The organism is Ideonella azotifigens, assembly GCF_021043325.1.
GTDB classification, from domain to species: Bacteria; Pseudomonadota; Gammaproteobacteria; order Burkholderiales; family Burkholderiaceae_C; genus Ideonella; species Ideonella azotifigens.
Genome location: NZ_JAJNKD010000002.1, coordinates 299,560 through 316,473, shown reverse-complemented (window position 1 = coordinate 316,473; position 16,914 = coordinate 299,560). Strand labels below are relative to the sequence as shown.

15 protein-coding genes are annotated in these 16,914 nt (G+C 69.2%); all 15 read right to left on the bottom strand.

The window, feature by feature from the left end:
- Positions 1-7 precede the first annotated feature (7 nt).
- Positions 8-988, bottom strand: coding sequence for an aliphatic sulfonate ABC transporter substrate-binding protein (locus tag LRH25_RS06075; protein WP_141291939.1), 981 nt, complete (start codon positions 986-988; stop codon positions 8-10).
- A 23-nt stretch (positions 989-1,011) separates the two neighbouring features.
- Complete coding sequence (locus tag LRH25_RS06070; RefSeq protein WP_231010481.1) at positions 1,012-2,391, bottom strand: LLM class flavin-dependent oxidoreductase; 1,380 nt, start codon at positions 2,389-2,391, stop codon at positions 1,012-1,014.
- A gap of 8 nt (positions 2,392-2,399) precedes the next feature.
- Positions 2,400-3,236 carry a MetQ/NlpA family ABC transporter substrate-binding protein gene (locus LRH25_RS06065; protein ID WP_141291059.1) on the bottom strand — a complete coding sequence of 279 codons (837 nt, stop codon included), beginning with the start codon at positions 3,234-3,236 and terminating at the stop codon, positions 2,400-2,402.
- A gap of 75 nt (positions 3,237-3,311) precedes the next feature.
- Positions 3,312-3,974, bottom strand: a complete 663-nt coding sequence (locus LRH25_RS06060; protein ID WP_231010725.1) for a methionine ABC transporter permease — start codon at positions 3,972-3,974, stop codon at positions 3,312-3,314.
- Positions 3,975-4,002: 28 nt separating this feature from the next.
- Positions 4,003-4,863, bottom strand: coding sequence for a methionine ABC transporter ATP-binding protein (locus LRH25_RS06055; protein ID WP_231010480.1), 861 nt, complete (start codon positions 4,861-4,863; stop codon positions 4,003-4,005).
- Between the two features lie 32 nt (positions 4,864-4,895).
- Positions 4,896-6,095, bottom strand: a complete 1,200-nt coding sequence (locus LRH25_RS06050; protein ID WP_231010479.1) for an acyl-CoA dehydrogenase family protein — start codon at positions 6,093-6,095, stop codon at positions 4,896-4,898.
- Between the two features lie 152 nt (positions 6,096-6,247).
- Entirely contained in the window at positions 6,248-7,993 is a 1,746-nt protein-coding gene (locus tag LRH25_RS32700) for a methyl-accepting chemotaxis protein (RefSeq protein ID WP_259373909.1), read from the bottom strand.
- A gap of 120 nt (positions 7,994-8,113) precedes the next feature.
- A complete protein-coding gene (locus LRH25_RS06035) occupies positions 8,114-9,367 on the bottom strand; it encodes an SfnB family sulfur acquisition oxidoreductase (RefSeq protein ID WP_231010478.1) in 1,254 nt (417 codons plus the stop codon).
- Between the two features lie 35 nt (positions 9,368-9,402).
- Positions 9,403-10,731 carry an SfnB family sulfur acquisition oxidoreductase gene (locus LRH25_RS06030; RefSeq protein WP_231010477.1) on the bottom strand — a complete coding sequence of 443 codons (1,329 nt, stop codon included), beginning with the start codon at positions 10,729-10,731 and terminating at the stop codon, positions 9,403-9,405.
- Positions 10,732-10,788: 57 nt separating this feature from the next.
- The gene (locus LRH25_RS06025) at positions 10,789-11,355 is read right to left on the bottom strand and encodes a flavin reductase family protein (protein ID WP_141292058.1); all 567 of its coding nucleotides are present in this window, start codon (positions 11,353-11,355) and stop codon (positions 10,789-10,791) included.
- A 40-nt stretch (positions 11,356-11,395) separates the two neighbouring features.
- On the bottom strand, positions 11,396-12,439 hold the full coding sequence (locus tag LRH25_RS06020; protein ID WP_231010476.1) for a serine O-acetyltransferase: 1,044 nt from the start codon (positions 12,437-12,439) through the stop codon (positions 11,396-11,398).
- A gap of 143 nt (positions 12,440-12,582) precedes the next feature.
- Complete coding sequence (locus LRH25_RS06015) at positions 12,583-13,620, bottom strand: CysB family HTH-type transcriptional regulator (protein WP_141288359.1); 1,038 nt, start codon at positions 13,618-13,620, stop codon at positions 12,583-12,585.
- A gap of 215 nt (positions 13,621-13,835) precedes the next feature.
- Positions 13,836-14,858 carry a sulfate/molybdate ABC transporter ATP-binding protein gene (locus LRH25_RS06010; RefSeq protein WP_141288360.1) on the bottom strand — a complete coding sequence of 341 codons (1,023 nt, stop codon included), beginning with the start codon at positions 14,856-14,858 and terminating at the stop codon, positions 13,836-13,838.
- Between the two features lie 19 nt (positions 14,859-14,877).
- A complete protein-coding gene (gene cysW / locus LRH25_RS06005) occupies positions 14,878-15,816 on the bottom strand; it encodes a sulfate ABC transporter permease subunit CysW (RefSeq protein ID WP_141288361.1) in 939 nt (312 codons plus the stop codon).
- Between the two features lie 34 nt (positions 15,817-15,850).
- Positions 15,851-16,795, bottom strand: coding sequence for a sulfate ABC transporter permease subunit CysT (gene cysT / locus LRH25_RS06000; RefSeq protein WP_141288362.1), 945 nt, complete (start codon positions 16,793-16,795; stop codon positions 15,851-15,853).
- Positions 16,796-16,914: the final 119 nt, after the last annotated feature.

Here is a 16,914-nt window from a genome sequence, read left to right as displayed (position 1 = left end):
GAAAGCCTCAGGCCTTGATCAGGCCTTGCGCAAAGCGCGTGTCGACCAGCGCCTCCACCGTCTTGACCAGGTCGGTGCCGGGCTTGACCAGCTGCTCTTCCAGCAGGATGGGCGCGGCGGCCTGCAAGGCCTTGATGTGTTCGGCCGATGGTTGCGGCTGGCTCAGGTCGGTGCGCAGCTTGAGCTGCAGCAGCGCGACCTGCAGCGAGACCTTGGCCTCCTCGCTGAGGATGCGCGCGGCCTCGCTGGTGTTGGCGATGGTCCACAGCCGGGCGCGCTCGTAGGCGGCGATCACGCGCTTGACCAGCGCCGGCTGCCTGGCCAGGAAGTCCTCGCGCACGTTCAGGAAGCCGTAGGTGTTGAAGGCCACGTTGCGGTAGAGCAGGCGCGAGCCGGCGTCCAGCTCACTGGCGGCCATCATCGGGTCCAGCCCGGCCCAGGCGTCCACCCGGCCCTGCTCCAGCGCGGCGCGGCCGTCGGCATGCTGCAGTCCGACGTGCTCGATGTCGCTGCGGTGCAGCTTCACGGTCTGCAGCGCGCGCAGCAGGAACAGGTACGGGTCCGTGCCCTTGGTCGCGGCGATCTTCTTGCCCTTCAGGTCGGCCAGGGTCTTGATCGGCGAATCCTTGGGCACGACCAGCGCGGTCCACTCGGGGCGCGAGAAGATGTAGGGTGTGCGGATCGGGTTGCCATTGGCCTTGGCCAGCAGTGCGGCCAGGCCGGCGGAGGAGCCGATGTCGATGCTGTTGGCATTGAGGTATTCCAATGCCCGGTTGCTGCCGGCGCTGAAGACCCACTTGACGGCGATGCCGTCGCGCTTCAAGTCTTCCTCCAGCCAGCCGAACTTCTTCAGCACCAGGCTGACGGGCGAGTAGGTGGCGTAGTCCAGCCGCAGCTCGGTGAGGGTGTCGGCGGCGTGGCCCAGCACGGGAATCACCGCGGGGGCCAGCGTGGCGCCGGCCAGCGAGAGAACGGAGCGACGTTGCATCGGGTACTGCTTTCGTAGAGGCGTCAGGATGTCGTGGTGCCCAGCTTCACCTGCCGGCCGGCGTGCTCGGCCGGCAGCCGGTCGCCCTGGGCAAACAGCTTGTGGCGCAGCGAGCCGGGCGTGTAGGCCGTGCGGTAGCGCCCACGGCGCTGCAGCTCGGGCACGACCCAGCGCACCACGTCTTCCATGGTTTCATGGCTCAGCGCGTAGGTCAGGTTGAAGCCGTCGATGCCGGTGCGGTCGATCCAGTCTTCGAGCTGGTCCGCCACCTGCGTGGGGCTGCCGACGAGGACCGGCCCGCGGCCGCCCAGGCCGACGAACTCGGCCGCTTCGCGCATGGTCCAGCGGCGGCTCGGGTCCGCCGCGCTGAACGAGGCCAGTGCGCTGCGGCCGGCTTCGGTGTCCATGTATTCGATGGTCGCGTCCAGCGGGTAGCGGCTGAAGTCCACGCCGGTCCAGCCGGAGAGCAGGGTCAGCGAGGCATCGATGTCGATGTAGCGCTGGTAGTCGGCCAGCTTGTCCTGCGCCTGGGCTTCGCTTTCGCCGGTGATCACCAGTGCCTGCGTGAAGATGCGCAGCGACCCGGGCGGGCGGCCAGCCTCGGCCAGCGCGCTGCGCAGGCTGTCGACCTGGCGCGCGATCACCGTCTGGCTCGGGCCGCTCATGAAGACGCACTCGGCATGCCGCGCGGCAAAAGCCTTGCCGCGCGACGAGGTGCCGGCCTGGTACAGCACGGGGGTGCGCTGCGGCGACGGTTCGCAGAGGTGGATGCCGGGCACCTGGAAATGCGGGCCGTGGTGCGCGATGGCATGCACCTTGGCCGGGTCGGTGAACACGCGGCCGGCCTTGTCCAGGCGCACCGCGTCGTCGTCCCAGCTCTGTTCCCAGAGCTTGTAGACGACTTCCATGTACTCGTCGGCCAGGTCGTAGCGGTCGTCGTGCGCGAGCTGGCGGTCCAGCCCGAGGTTGCGCGCGGCGCTGTCCAGGTAGCCGGTGACGATGTTCCAGCCGACGCGGCCACCGGTCAGGTGGTCCAGCGTGCTCATGCGGCGCGCGAACGGGTACGGATGTTCGTAGGTCAGCGCGCACGTCACGCCAAAGCCCAGGTGCGTGGTGGCCTGGGCCATCAGCGGTACCAGGGCCAGCGGGTCGTTCAGCGGCACCTGCGTGGCATGGCGCAGCGAGGCGTCCAGGCTGCCGCGGTAGACGTCGTAGACGCCCAGCACGTCGGCCAGGAACACGCTGTCGAACAGGCCGCGCTCCAGCAGCTGCGCGAGTTCGACCCAGTGCGCGGCTTCGCGGTAGTGGTGCGAGCGGTCGCGCGGATGGGCCCACAGGCCGGGCGACTGGTGCCCTGCCGCGTTCATCTGGAACGCGTTGAACCTGATCAAGTTGCTGGCCATGCCGGCGCTCACTTGGTCGCGGTCTGCAGCGCCTGCTGGTAGTCCGTCTTCACGAAGCCGGCGAAGCGCTGCTCGGTGACGGCCAGGAACTCGCGCGAGCGGTAGGCCTCGGCAATGTCCTTGACCCAGGGCTTGGCCAGGTCCTCGGTGCGCACCGCGACCACGTTCTGGTAGGTCGGGCCGGTCTTCTCCAGCGCCAGCGCCTCGGTCAGTTTCAGGCCGGAAGCCAGCGCGAAGTTGCCGTTGACAAACGAGTAGTCGGTGTCGTCCAGCGAGCGCGGCAACTGCGCGGCTTCGAGCGGGATCAGCTTGATCTGCTTGAGGTTCACTGCCACGTCTTTTTCAGACGCGCGGATCGGGTCCACGCCCTCGCGCAGCTTGATCCAGCCGATCTCCTGCAGCACCATCAGCGCGCGGGCGGCGTTGGTCGGGTCGTTGGGCAGCGCCACGGCGGCGCCGGGCTTCACGTCCAGCGTCTTGTGCTTGTGGCTGTAGATCGCGATGGGGGCGGTCGGCACCTTCAGCAGCTCGCTGATCGCCAGCTTATTCTCGGTGGAGAACTTGGTCAGGTAGACGATGTGCTGGAAGGCATTGGCGTCCAGCGCGCCCTGGGCCAGCGCGAAGTTGGGCTGGATGTAGTCGTTGAATTCGACCACCTTGACGGTGTAGCCCTTCTTCTCCAGCAGCGGCTTGATGCCCCACTTGACCTGGTCCGCATACGGCCCGGCGGTGGCGCCGATCGTCAGCGTCTTCTTGGCTTCCTCGGCCAGCGCAGGCAGCGTGGCCAGGCTGCCCAGCAGCAGCACGGCGGTGGCACCCAGCAAGGGACGGCGGGCGAGGGTCATCGGAACATCCTTCTTGGCGAACACGGGCGCGGCGGCCCGGAAAAAGCGACGTGACGGCCGCTGGTGGCAAGCGGGTCAGCGCTTGTCCAGCCGGCGCGCCACGGTGTTGCCGGTGAACTGCAGCAGTTGCACCAGCAGCACCAGCAGCGCGACGGTGAAGACCATCACGTCGGTCTGAAAACGGTAGTAGCCGTAGCGGATCGCCAGGTCGCCGATGCCACCGCCACCGACCACACCGGCCACCGCCGAGTACGACAGGAAGCTGATGGCCAGCACCGTGAGCGCCAGCACCAGGCCCGAGCGGGCCTCGACCAGCAGCACGCGCAGGACGATCTGCAGGTCCGATGCGCCCATGGCCTGGGCGGCTTCGACCACGCCGCGCGGCACCTCGCGCAGGTTCTGCTCGACCAGGCGGGCGAAGTAGGCGATGGCCGCAAACGACAGCGGCACTGCCGCGGCGACCGGCCCGATGGAGCTGCCGGCGACCACGCGGGTCACCGGCGCCAGCGCGACCAGCAGGATGATGAAAGGAAAGGAACGCACGGTGTTGACCAGCCAGCCCACCAGCCCGTGCAGCCAGGGCCGTTGCAGCGGCTGCCCCGGCCCGAGCAGGAACAGCCAGATGCCCAGCGGCCCGCCGAGCAGGACCGCGGCCGCCAGACCCAGCGCCAGCATCAGCCCGGTCTGGCTCAGCGCGGTGCCCAGATCGGGCAGCAGCGCGGCAATGTTGGGCGTCAACAGCTCGGACAACATCTCAAGCAGGTGCTCAGGCAAGCGCGGCCTCCGGCCAGGCCAGCCGGGCCAGCGCCGCTTCGCGTGCGCGCAGCTGCTGCAGCTCGCGGCCCAGCCGTGTCACCGCCGGCGTGCGGCTGTCGCCCACCGCAAAACGCTCGGCGATCTGGCCGTCTTCAATGACGGCGACGTGGCGGCACAGCGTGTCGATCACCGCCAGCTCATGGGTCACGATGACGATGGTCACGCCCAGCTGGGTGTTGATGTCGCGCAACGTGGCCAGCAGCGATTCGGTGGTCTCGGCGTCCAGTGCCGAAGTCGGTTCGTCGCACAGCAGCACCGCGGGCTGGCTGGCCAGCGCGCGGGCAATCGCCACGCGCTGCTTCTGCCCGCCGGAGAGCTGGGCCGGGAAGCTGTGCTGCTTGTCGGCCAGGTCGACCAGCGCCAGGCATTCGTGCACGCGCCTGGCAATGCCCGCGGCCTTGCCGCCCTGCAGCTTGTGCAGGCGCAGCGGGAAGGCCACGTTGTCGAACACGCTGGCGTTCTGCAGCAGGTTGAACTGCTGGAAGATCATGCCGATCTGCTGGCGCGCGTCGCGCAGCGCCGGCTTGCTCAGCGCCGTCAACTCGCGGCCGGCCACCCACACGCGGCCCTGGTCCGGCCGCTCCAGCAGGTTGATCAGCCGCAGCAGGGTGCTCTTGCCTGCGCCGCTCTTGCCGACCAGGCCAAACACGTCGCCGCGCTGCACTTCCAGCGAGGTCGGTTTCACCGCGTCGAAGTGAGCGCCGCCTGGCAGCAGAAAGCGCTTGGCGACGTCTTCCAGGCGGATCAGCGGCTCGGGCGCCGGAGCGGCCACAGCGGAAGGCGTGGCGGAAGCGAGCGACAGCAGGCTCATCGAATGATCCTCGTGGGCACAGCCGTTCACACTCAGGCGTAAGGGCTGGGTTCGGTCGGGCGGCCATCGAGCCGGAAGCGGCCGATGTCGCGCTGCTTCAGGTCCACCGGGTCGTGCAGCGTGTGCACGCGCGCATTGCGCCAGAAGCGGTCCAGCGCCAGGCGCTGGCTGGTGGCGCTGGCGCCGGCCAGCTCGAAGACGTCGCTGCTGATGGCCATGGCCGCGCGGTGCGCCAGCACCTTGGCCTCGGCCACTTCCACGGCCAGCTCGCCACGTTGCGCGGCGGTCAGCGCGTCGCCGGCGTCCAGCGCGGCCTGCAGCTGCTGCGCGGCAGCGTCGGTCACCAGCTGGGCCGGGCGCAGCTGCAGCCACAGCTCGCCGTAGCGGTGCTGCACCAGCGGCTCATCCGCCAGGCTGGCGGCATTGCCGCTGAGCCAGGGGCGGGACTTTTCCAGCGTGTGGCGGCGCCCGGCCTCGAAGGCGGCCTGCGCCAGCCCGAGGTAGAGGTTGGCCATGATGAGCTGCGAGACCAGCGTGCGCAGCGTGGCGCGTGGCGTGGGCGGCGTGTCGGGGCCTTGCAGCAGGTCGCGCTGCGGCACGAACACGCGCTCGAACAGCACGGTGCCGCTGTCGGTCTGGCGCTGGCCGAAGCTGTCCCAGTCCTCGCGCACCGTGACGCCGGGTGCCCGCGTGTCCAGGTGCAGGATCAGCCGGCCCGCAGGCGGATGCTGGGTTTCCATCTCGAGGTTGCTGCGCGGCGCCACGGCCGAGACCACCAGCCGGTCCGAGCCGACCGAGCCGGAGGCATAGCTCTTCTGCCCGTCCAGCTGCCAGCCGCCGGTCACCACGGTGGCCACCAGCCGGGTGTCCAGCGGGTTCAGCGCATTGCCCCAGAACCAGCCTTCGGACTGCGAGCGTGGCAGCAGTTCACGCTGCTGGGCCTCGCTGCCGTAGAGCAGCACGGTGGCGATCTGCAGGTGATGGAAGGCGAAGACGTGTGCCAGTGCGCTGTCGGCCTGCGCCAGCTGCCGCACCACGCCGTAGAAGGTCGGCCAGTCCGCGCCCAGGCCGCCCGCGCTGCGCGGAATCGTCAGCCCCAGCAAGCCGCTGTCGCGAATGGCCACGCGCTCCGCAGCGGCGTGTCCGCCGCTGCGGTCGCGTTCTACGGCGGTGGCCTCCAACCGGCGCGCCAGGCGCTCTGTGGTGTCGGCAACGGAGATGACAGCGTCCATGCAACACAGTGTTGCGTGACGCGCGGTGCCGGCCAACGAACGTTTCCGCTTGTGCTTGTTGCGAAACCGAGCAGAGGCCGCGCCGGGTCGGGCGGCGCCCAAATGCAGAACAGGCCCCGCAGGGCCTGTTCAATGGCTTGTTGGCCCTGCCGTCAGAAGGTTTCCCAATCGGCCGAGGCATCGGCCGTCACGGCCGCTGGTGCGGGCTTGGCAGCGCGCGGTGCCGGGGCGGGCGCGTGGCTGGGTTTGGCCGTGGCGTGCGGCGCTGCGTGCGGTTTTGCGCGCGGCGCCGCGGGGGCCGGCTTCACCGGTGCAAAGCTGTGCTTGGGCGCAGCGGCCTGTGCCTTCGCCGGTGCCACCGTCTCGCCATGCCTGAGCTTGAACACCGCAACGGCTGCCACGAGTTGCTGGGCCTGCTGCTTCAGGCTCTCGGCGCCGGCAGCGGACTCTTCCACCAGCGCGGCATTCTGCTGCGTGGCCTGGTCCATTGCGGTGACGGCCTGGCCGACCTGGGCCACGCCTGCGGCCTGCTCGCGCGAGGCCGAGCTGATCTCGCCGACGATGCTGGTCACGCGGCCGATGGAGCGCACCACTTCGTCGATGGTCGCGCCGGCCTGGTCCACCTGCGCGGTGCCTTGTTCCACCCGCTCGCTGCTCTGCGTGATCAGGCCCTTGATCTGCTTGGCCGCCTCGGCCGAGCGCTGCGCCAGGCTGCGCACTTCGGAGGCGACGACCGCAAAGCCGCGGCCTTGTTCGCCGGCGCGGGCCGCTTCGACGGCGGCGTTCAGCGCCAGGATGTTGGTCTGGAAGGCAATGCCGTCGATGGTGCCGATGATGTCGGCGATCTTCTTCGAGCTTTCGCTGATGCCGCGCATGGTCTCGACCACCTGCTGCACCGCCACGCCGCCGCGGCCGGCCACGTCGCTGGCGGTCGCCGCCAGTTCGTTGGCCTGCTGGGCGTTGTCGGCATTGGCGCGCACGGTGGCGCCCAGTTCGTCCATCGAGGCCGCGGTTTCTTCCAGCGCGGCGGCCTGCTGCTCGGTGCGGGCCGAGAGGTCGCTGTTGCCCGAGGCGATCTGCGCCGAGCCGGTGGCCACGCCTTCGGCGTTCTGGCGCACGTGGCCCACGATGTCGGCCAGGCGTTGCTGCATTTCCTTCAGCGCGCGCAGCAGCTGGCCGGTCTCGTTTTCGCCGCTGGCGTCGAACTCGGCGGTCAGGTCGCCGGCCGCCACCCCACGCGCCACGCGCACGGCTTCATGGATGGGCCGGGTGGTGCTGCGCACCGTCCAGATGCACACCGCGACGGCCGCGGCCAGCGCCAGGCCGATCAGCGTGCCGACCATGGCCAGTGCGCTGGCGACTTCCTGGTCCGCTTCCGCGCCGGCCTGTTCCATCAGCTTGCCGCCCAGCGTCACCATCTCTTCGACGGCGCTCATGTAGGCCACCTGGCGCGGGCGCACCTCGGTCAGCAGCACGGTCTTGGCCTCTTCCAGGTTGCCCTGCTTGAGCAGGCCCAGCACCTTGTCACGCGGGCCGCGGTAGGCGGCGCGGGCGGCGGCCAGCTTCTCGAAGCCTTCCTTGCCCTTGGGCGTGGTCATGATGCTCTTCAGCGCCTCGAACTGTTCGGCCGTGCGCTTGCTGACCGCGTCGATGTCGTCGTACAGCGCCTTGGCATCGGCAGGGTCGGTGACGATGAACAGCTCGCGGATGTTGCGGGCCACCGTGGCATTGGCTTCCTTGATGGTCAGGAAGCGCTGCACCTTGGGATAACGGTCCCGCACCGCCAGCTCCAGCTTGGCATTGATGGCGTTGACCTTGAGGATGGAAATCGCGCCCAGCACCGCGACCAGGATCGCCATCATGGTGAAACCCAGCACCAGCCGGGTGGAAATCTTCATGTCTTGAATCCGCATCGGGCACTCCGAGTTCGTTGCTCGGTCATTTATCGGCCGCCTTGTGGGTTGCTGAAGGATGACGTAAGCGTCAGTGCGCTGAGCTGATACCGGGCCGAAGCGGGCTCACAAGGCTCCATGCCTTGGCGGCAGCTTGTCGTTGAGCACATGGTTGCCGACCGCGTGGTATTTCCAGCGCACCGGGTCGTGCAGTGTGTGGGTGCGGGCGTTGCGCCAGAAGCGGTCCAAGCCCAGGTTGCCCAGCGTGGCGGCGGTGCCGCAGAGTTCGAACAGGCGGGTGCTGGCGTCCAGCGAGAAGGTGGTGCTCAAGGCGCGGGCTTCGGCCACGGCGATGGAGGCTTCGGCGACGCTGCGTTCGGTCGGGCGCAGCTGGGCGGCATCCAGGAAGCGGGCGGCGCGGCGCAACAGGGCATGGGCTGCGGCCTGCTGGACCTTCAGCTCGCCGATCTGCTGGATGGCCAGCGGGTCGTCGGCGGCACGGGCCAGGCCGCTGTCCATCCACGGGCGGGCGTGTTCGCGCAGGAAGGGCAGCGTGGCCGCCAGCGCGCCCTGGCCGATGCCGAGGTCGATGGCGGCATGCAGGATCTGTGCAAACGGGCCGATGGTGGACGGTTGCTCGAACGAGGCCTGGAAGGGCACGACCCAGCCGGGTTCGACTTCGGTGTTGTCGAACACCACGCTGCCGCTGCCGGTCAGGCGCTGGCCCATGCCGTCCCAGTCATCGATGACGGTGACGCCTGGCGCATTGCGCGGTACGAAGGCCAGGTACTGCACTTCGCGGCCCTCTTCCTCGGTGACCACCAGCGTGGGGATCCAGTGCGCATACAGCGCGCCGGTGCAGTAGAACTTGCGGCCTTCGATGCGCCAGCCGCTGCCGGCGCGCGTGAGCCGCGTGCGGCGCTTGAAGTCCTTGTGGCCGATCTCGGCCAGCGCGTTGCCAAAGCGTTCGCCGGCCATCACGCGGTCGTAGAAGAAGCGCTGCTGCGAACGGCTGCCGCCCACGCGCAGGACTTCCAGCGCGTAGAAATGGTTCTGTGGGATCTGGCCCAGCGAGCCATCTGCCGCCGAGATCAGCGCGGTGACCTCGGCCAGCGTGGCGCTGCTGGCGCCCAGGCCGCCATGTTCGCGTGGCACGCTGATGGCCCACAGGCCGCTGGCGACAAAGGCGTCCAGTTCGGCCCAGGGCAACGTGCGCGACTGGTCCCGGGCGGCGGCGCCGGGGGCAAATTCGGCGGCCAGCTGGCGCGCGGCGCGCACGGCGGCAGCGTCGTCCGGCAGGCGGGCAGGGCGCTGCAGCGGCGGGTCGGCCGGCTTGAGCTGGCGGGCTGGGGCGGGTGTGGGCGTGAGCAGCAGGGACATGGGGGAAGTCGGGGCTGACGAGGCTGACGGAGCGCTCAGTTCCACGAGTGGCGCGCCGGCAGCACGCCATTGAGATGGTGGTTGCCAATGAGCTGCAGCTTCCAGCGCACCGGGTCGTGCAGCGTGTGCACGCGGGCGTTGCGCCAGTGGCGGTCCAGATGGCGCGAGAGCCGGGTGGCGGACGAGCCGGCCAGCTCGAACAGCTGCTCGCTGGCGGCCAGCGCGGCGCGGGTCGTCATCACCTTGGCTTGCGCGACGGTGACCGAGGCGTGCGCGCTGGCCTCGGCGCTCAAAGGCGTCCAGCGGCCTTCGGCATCCAGCGCGCTGGCCGCCAGTTCGTCCAGCGTGCTGGCGGCTTCGCGCAGCAGCTCGTGGGCTGCATGCAGCGTGATTTGCAGCCGGCCGACCTCGGCGATCAGATGCGGGTCGTCACTGGCGCGTTCCAGGCCGGAGTCGACCCAGGGGCGGGCGCGTTCGCGCACGTAGACGAGCGCGTCGGCCAGCGCGGCCTGTGCAATGCCCTGGTCGATGGCGGCCTGGATCAGCTGCGACACCGGGCCATAGAGCCCGGGCCGCTCGGCCAGCCGCCACAGCGGCAGCACGTCTTCCGGGTCCACCTGCACCTGGTCGAAGCGCACGCTGCCGCTGGCGGTGGTGCGCTGGCCAAAGGCATCCCAGTCGTCGATCACCTGCACGCCGGGCGCGTCAGCCGGCACCCAGGCCTGCACAGGGCGGCCCTTGGCGTCCAGCGCGCGGGTGGGAATGCGGTGAGCGAACAAGGCCCCGGTCGAATAGAAGCGCTGGCCGTTCAAGGTCAGCCCGCCGTCCTCGCGGGGGACCAGCTTGGGGCCGCCGCGCAGGATGGTGGGCGCTTCGGCGGACTTGCGCTCCGGCCCGGCATTGCCCAGCCGCAGACCGTCCAGCGCCTCGGCGTAGAAGCGCTGCTGCTGCGCCTGGCTGCCGGCTTCGCGCAGCACGCCCAGCAGCGCGAAATGGTTTTGCGGGATCTGGCCGAGCGCCGGGTCTGCGGCGCACAGCGTGACGAAGACTTCGGCCAGCGTCAGGCACGAGACCTGGGCACCGCCGAAGCGGCGCGGTACCGTCATGCCGCCCAGGCCGCTCTCGGACCAGCGCTGCAACTCGTCCCACGGCAGCCGGCGTTGGTGGTCGCGCTCCGCGGCGCCGGTGGCGAACTCTGCGGCCAGCTGCCTGGCGACTTGCAGGGCCTCGGCGTCGTCACGGATGCGGTGCACACGCTCTGGCTCAGGGCGCGGCGGCGATGAGCGAGGGGGCGCAGAGGCGGGTGTTCCATCGGCGACCGCCTCGTGAGCGGAGGCCAGCGCGGGCGCGGTGATCACGGTCATGTTGCTGGCATTGCAGCGCATGGCCTCGCGCGCGGCCACGAAGAAATTCGGGTTTGCTTATCCGGTGGCCGTGCCCTTCAGCAGCCCGCCGCTGGTGAAGAAGTTGCCGCCACCCAGGTGATGCAAGGCCCGCTGCGGCTCGGGCAGGTTCTGCCAGTGCCCGTCCTTGAACGCGAAGTCCTCCGCCCACGCGGCGACGACTTCAGCGAGGAACAGGTCGTAGGTGGCTTCGTTGTGCGGCTCGGGGTAGACCTTGCATTCCAGCCAGGCCAGGCAGCCTTCGACCAGCGGGGCAGGGACTTGCGAGGCCGGTGTGGTGGCAATGCCGTAGGTGGCGAACTTGTCGCGCTCGCGGCCGCTGGTGTTGCCGACGGCGACCACCATGTCGAGCTGTGCGGCGTTGGGCACCGATAGCACGAAGCTGCCGGATGCGGCAATCAGTTCGCGCGTGAAGGTGGCCTTGTCGATCACCACCGCGACCTTGGGCGGCAGGAAGTCCAGCGGCATGTTCCAGGCCGCGGCCATCACGTCGCGCCGGCCGGCGCCGTCGCCGCTGGCGACGAGCACCGTGGGGCCGTGGTTGAGCAGGCGGCTGGCGTGTTTCAGGTCGACTGGGATGCGCATGCGGCGGATGGTATCGCCCACTGCCGCATGCGAGGCGTGCTCAGGGGCGTGCTGGCCCCTGCCGCAGCGTCGCCTGGCTGACGAGTGCGCCGGCCGGCACGTCGTCGGTCAGCCAGACGTTGCCGCCAATGCGGGCGCCCTGGCCGATGCTCACGCCGCCGAGCACGGTGGCGCCAGCGTGCAGCACCACGTCGTCGCCCACCGTGGGGTAGGCCAGCAGCGTGGTGCTGCCGGGCTGGCGCGGGCTGTCGCCAGCGTCCAGCGTGACGGCCTGGTGGATGCGCACCTGGCGACCGATGCGCACGCCTTCGCCGATCACGACGCCATTGCCGTGGTCGATGAAGCAGCCGGCGCCGATGGTGGCGCCGGGATGGATGTCGATGCCGGTGCGGCTGTGGGCCAGGTCGGCCACCATGCGGGCCAGCAGGCGCGCGCCCAGGCGGTGCAGGCGATGGGCCACGCGGTGGTGGATCATGGCCCGCACGCCGGGGCAGCAGAGCAGGATCTCGTCGACATTGCGGGCGCTGGGCTGGCCGTGGAAGGCGGCGGCGACGTCGCTGTCCAGCAGCGAGCGGATGACCGGTAGCGAGCGCGCCAGGTTGTTGACGACCTGGCGAGCCAGTTCGGGCAGCTCGCCGCGGTTGCGTTGCTCGTCGTCCAGCAGGCGGGCGTCGTGCGCCAGCTCCAGCCGCACCTGGCCTTGCAGGAACTGCAGCGTCTGGCCCAGCGTGCGGCGCACGTAGATGTCTTCTTCCTGCGGGCGCAGCTCGGGCGGACCCAGGCGCATCGGGAACAGCACGCCGCAGAGGTCGTCCATGATGTGGGCGACGGTGTCGGGCGAGGGCAGTTCACGGCCGGCAGGTTCGCGCGAGCGGCCGCTGGCTTCGCGCCAGCTCAGGCGCACGGTGCGCAGCGAGGTGACGATCTGGTCCAGGTCGAGCTGGGCGTCGGCCGGGCTCAGTGTGTCGTTCACGGGTTCCAGTTGAACGGGCGCGGGCACGATAGGGCCGTGGGGGTCAGGCGCGCCCAGCGGCTGCATGGCAGCCGGGCGGGTGAGCGATTGCAGCAGATCTGTGGCGTTCATGGCGGGCTCGGCGGTAGGCGTTGAAGATCAAAGACAAAGCAAGGGTTCTCAGCGAATGGCTTCAGCGTAAGGGCCGGACTGCGACGACGGAACGAATCAAAGGGCCGCTGCTTATTCGGTTTGTGATTTCGATGGGGCCGGGCTCAGGCGCTTTGGGCGAGCGGCAGCACCTTGTCGGTTGGTCCGTTGTACAGCGCGCCATTGCTGGCCAGCTCCGGATGCTGCAGCTCGGGCCGGCTCAGGCCCTCGCGCAGCAGCTCCTTCTGCAGCTCGGCGGTGACGACTTCGCGCGTCAGCGGCGGCGCGAAGGCGCGGATGAACTCGAACACGATGTCGCGCAGTGGCTCGCCGCGGCGCACCGCCAGCCGGGTCAGGTTGGGCGCAAACAGGTGGCGAGCGTCCAGCGCCACCATGTGCTCGTTGTCCCGCTCGGGCTGGTGCGCAATCGCCGCGACGATGCCCACCCCCATGCCCAGCTCGACATAGGTCTTGATCACGTCGGCATCCATCGCTTCCATCGCCAGCTGTGGCGCCAGGCCGGCGGCGGCAAAGGCTTGGTCCAGCGAGGCCCGGCCGGTGAAGCCGCGCTCGTAGGTGATGAGCGGGAAGCGCGCCAGGCGGGCCAGCGTCAGCGGCTTGCCATCGGTCAGCGGGTGGCCCTTGGGCACCAGCACCAGGTGGGTCCAGCTGTAGCAGGCCAGGGTCAGCAGGCCGGCGTGCCGGGCCAGGCCTTCGGTGGCAATGCCGATGTCCACCTCGCGGCGCAGCAGCTGCTTGGCGACCTGGTCCGGCGAACCTTGGTGCAGCGTCAGGCCGATGTGCGGATGCTGGGCGCGGAAGGACATCACGGCCGGCGGCAGCGCGTAGCGGGCCTGCGAATGGGTGGCGGCAATCGTCAGCTGGCCGGAGGCTTCCCTGGCGTAGTCGCGGCCGACGTGGCGCAGCTTCTCGGCATGCACCAGCATGCGCTCGACGATGGGCAGCATGCGCTCGCCCGGCGGCGTGAGGCCCACCAGGCGCTTGCCGCTGCGGGCGAACAAGGCCAGGCCCAGTTCATCTTCCAGCTCGCGGATCTGGCGACTGACACCTGGCTGCGAGGTGTGCAGCACCTGGGCCACTTCGGTGAGGTTGAAACCCTGGCGCGCGGCTTCGCGGACGGAACGCAGTTGCTGGAAGTTCAAGGCAATGTCCCCTGGTTGAGCGCGGCGAGCCAGTGGCCCACGCGTCGCTTGGTGTCAGGGGATTTTGGGGAGCCGGCCCTTGCCTGCGAAGGAAGCTTTCCGCCTTAACTCATGACCGGCGTGCACAGCCGATGACACGTCTGCTCACCAATGAAAAAGGGCTGCCGAAGCAGCCCTGGGTGACACGGGGGGAGGTACGGGTGGCAAGGAAGCGCTCAGACAGGCGCCGCAAACCGCGTCACGCGGCGCGGCTTCAGGTGCACGCGGCAGCCGTTGATCAGGTTCAGGCGGTCACGCGCGTTGATCCAGGCTTCGCGCGGCAGCTCCACGTCCACGTAGCTGCCGTCGTCGTCGCGCTTGAATTCGATGCGCGTGTTCGGGCCGACGGTCAGCGTCTGCGCCAGCGTCACGGCCCAGGTGTCGGCCTCGGCCGTGGCGACGATCTCCAGCTCGTGCGGGCGCACGTAGCTGACGTCGGCCTCGGCCTTGCCTGAAGCATTGCGGCCGTGGAACAGGTTCACGTCGCCGAGGAACTTCAGCACGAACGGCGTGGCCGGGTTGTCGTAGACCTCGTCCGGTGCGCCCTGCTGCTCGATGCGGCCTTCGTTCATCACGACGATGCGGTCGGCCACTTCCATGGCTTCTTCCTGGTCGTGCGTGACGAAGACGCTGGTGACGTGCATCTCGTCATGCAGGCGGCGCAGCCAGCGGCGCAGTTCCTTGCGCACCTTGGCGTCCAGCGCGCCGAAGGGTTCGTCCAGCAGCAGCACCTTGGGCTCGACCGCCAGCGCGCGGGCCAGCGCCACGCGCTGGCGCTGGCCGCCGGAGAGCTGGTGCGGGAAACGCTCGGCCATGGCGTCCAGCTGCACCAGCTTCAGCAATTCAGCGACCTTTTTCTTGATCGCCGCTTCGGATGGGCGGGTCTCGCGCGGCCGCACGCGCAGGCCGAAGGCAATGTTGTCGGCAATGCGCATGTGGCCGAACAGCGCGTAGTGCTGGAACACGAAGCCGACATTGCGGTCGCGCACGTCGGAGAAGGTCGCGTCGGCACCATGGAACAGCACGCTGCCGGAGTCGGGTTGTTCCAGCCCGGCAATCATGCGCAGCAGCGTGGTCTTGCCCGAGCCGGACGGGCCCAGCAAGGCGACCAGCTCACCCGAGGGAATCTCCAGGTTCAGGTTGTTGCAGACGGCGAGCGACCCAAAGCGCTTCACCAGGTTTTTGACTTCAATCGACATGATGAATTTCTTTCGGTTTTCAGTGAGCGCCTTGGGCGGCCGACGATTCACGCTTCACACGTTGCTCGACGATGTACTTCAGCACCAGGCTGACCAGCGCCAGGCCGGCCAGCAGCGAGGCCACGGCGAACGAGGCCGCGAACTGGTATTCGTTGTAGAGGATCTCGATGTGCAGCGGCATGGTGTTGGTGAAGCCGCGCACATGGCCGGACACGACCGAGACCGCGCCGAACTCGCCCATGGCCCGGGCGTTGCACAGGATCACGCCATACAGCAGCGCCCATTTGACGTTGGGCAGCGTGACGCGCCAGAAGATCTGCCAGCCCGAAGCGCCGAGCACGCGCGCGGCCTCTTCCTGTTCCTGGCCCTGCGCCTGCATCAGCGGGATCAGCTCGCGGGCCACGAACGGGAAGGTCACGAAGACGGTGGCCAGCACGATGCCGGGCACTGCGAAGATGATCTTCAGGTCATGGTCGCGCAGCCATTCGCCCCACCAGCCCTGCAGGCCGAAGACCAGCACGTAGATCAGGCCGGCGATCACCGGGCTGACCGAAAACGGCAGGTCGATCAGCGTCAGCAGCAGGTCCTTGCCGCGGAAGTCGAACTTGGCGATCGCCCAGGCCGCGGCAACGCCGAACACCAGGTTCAGCGGCACCGAGATGCCGGCGGCGATCAGCGTGAGCTTGACGGCGGCCAGCGCGTCCGGCTCGACGATGGCGGCCACGTAGACCTCCCAGCCCTTCTTGAAGGCTTCGACGAACACGGCCACCAGCGGCACGAACAGGAACAGCGACAGGAACAGCAGCGCGATCAGGATCAGCGTGGTGCGGACCCAGGCCGGCTCTGTGGTGGACGACAGCGCGGAGCGTGCGCGCGTGCCTCGCTGCGAAACGGGTGCGCCGGGGGGCGCCGGCTGCGGCGTGGCCGCGTCGGGCAGGGGAATCTGGGCGGTGGTCATGCGAACCTCGGCAAAAACAGGGATTTGGGGAGGCTCAGCGGCCCTGGCGCTTGCGGGCCCAGGCCTGCAGCAGGTTGATGACCAGCAGCATCGTGAAGGCAATGCTCAGCATCACGACGGCGATGGCGGTGGCGCCGGCGTAGTCGTATTGCTCCAGCTTGGTGATGATGAGCAGCGGCGTGATCTCCGAGACCATCGGCATGTTGCCGGCGATGAAGATCACCGAGCCGTATTCGCCGAGGGCGCGGGCAAAGGCCAGCGCAAAACCCGTCAGCAGCGCCGGTGCCAGCGAAGGCAGGATCACCTTGGTGAAGGTCTGCAGCCGCGAGGCGCCCAGCGTGGCCGCCGCTTCTTCCAGTTCCTTGGACAGGTCTTCCAGGATGGGCTGCACCGTGCGCACCACGAACGGCAGGCCGATGAAGGTCAGCGCGACGAACACGCCCACCGGCGTGAAGGCAACCTTGAACGGCACGTACTGGCCGATCCAGCCGGTCGGCGCGTACAGGGCCGTCAGCGCGATGCCGGCCACCGCGGTGGGCAGCGCAAACGGCAGGTCCACCAAGGCGTCCACCACGCGCTTGAACGGGAAGGTGTAGCGCACCAGCACCCACGCGACCAGCATGCCGAACACGCCGTTGAGCAAGGCCGCGGCGAACGAGGCGCCGAAGGTCAGGCGGTAGGACGCGACGACGCGCGGCGACGCCACCGCGGCCCAGAAGCCGTCCCAGCTCAGCGTGAAGGTCTTCAGGAACACGGCCGACAGGGGAATCAGCACGATGATGCTGAGGTACAGCACCGTCATGCCCAGTGCCAGGTCGAAGCCGGGCAGCACGCTGCGGCGGCGCAGCAGCAGGCGCGACAGCCAGGGGCCGCGCGCCGGACGGCTGGCGGGATGGGCGGCAAGGGAGGCGGTGGTCACGGCGGGTCCTGGGCTGGGTGGTTCGGCTGTCTGGGGGCTGTCCAAGCAGCCTTTGCGCATGTGTTCATGCGTGAAGTGATGCTAGGCAGCGGCATCAAGTCGAGGAACGAAGCAAAACGCGCTTGCTTATGAGAAACGCGGCGGAAAGCCGCGCCCTGGCAGGAAAACCGCGCAAGCGC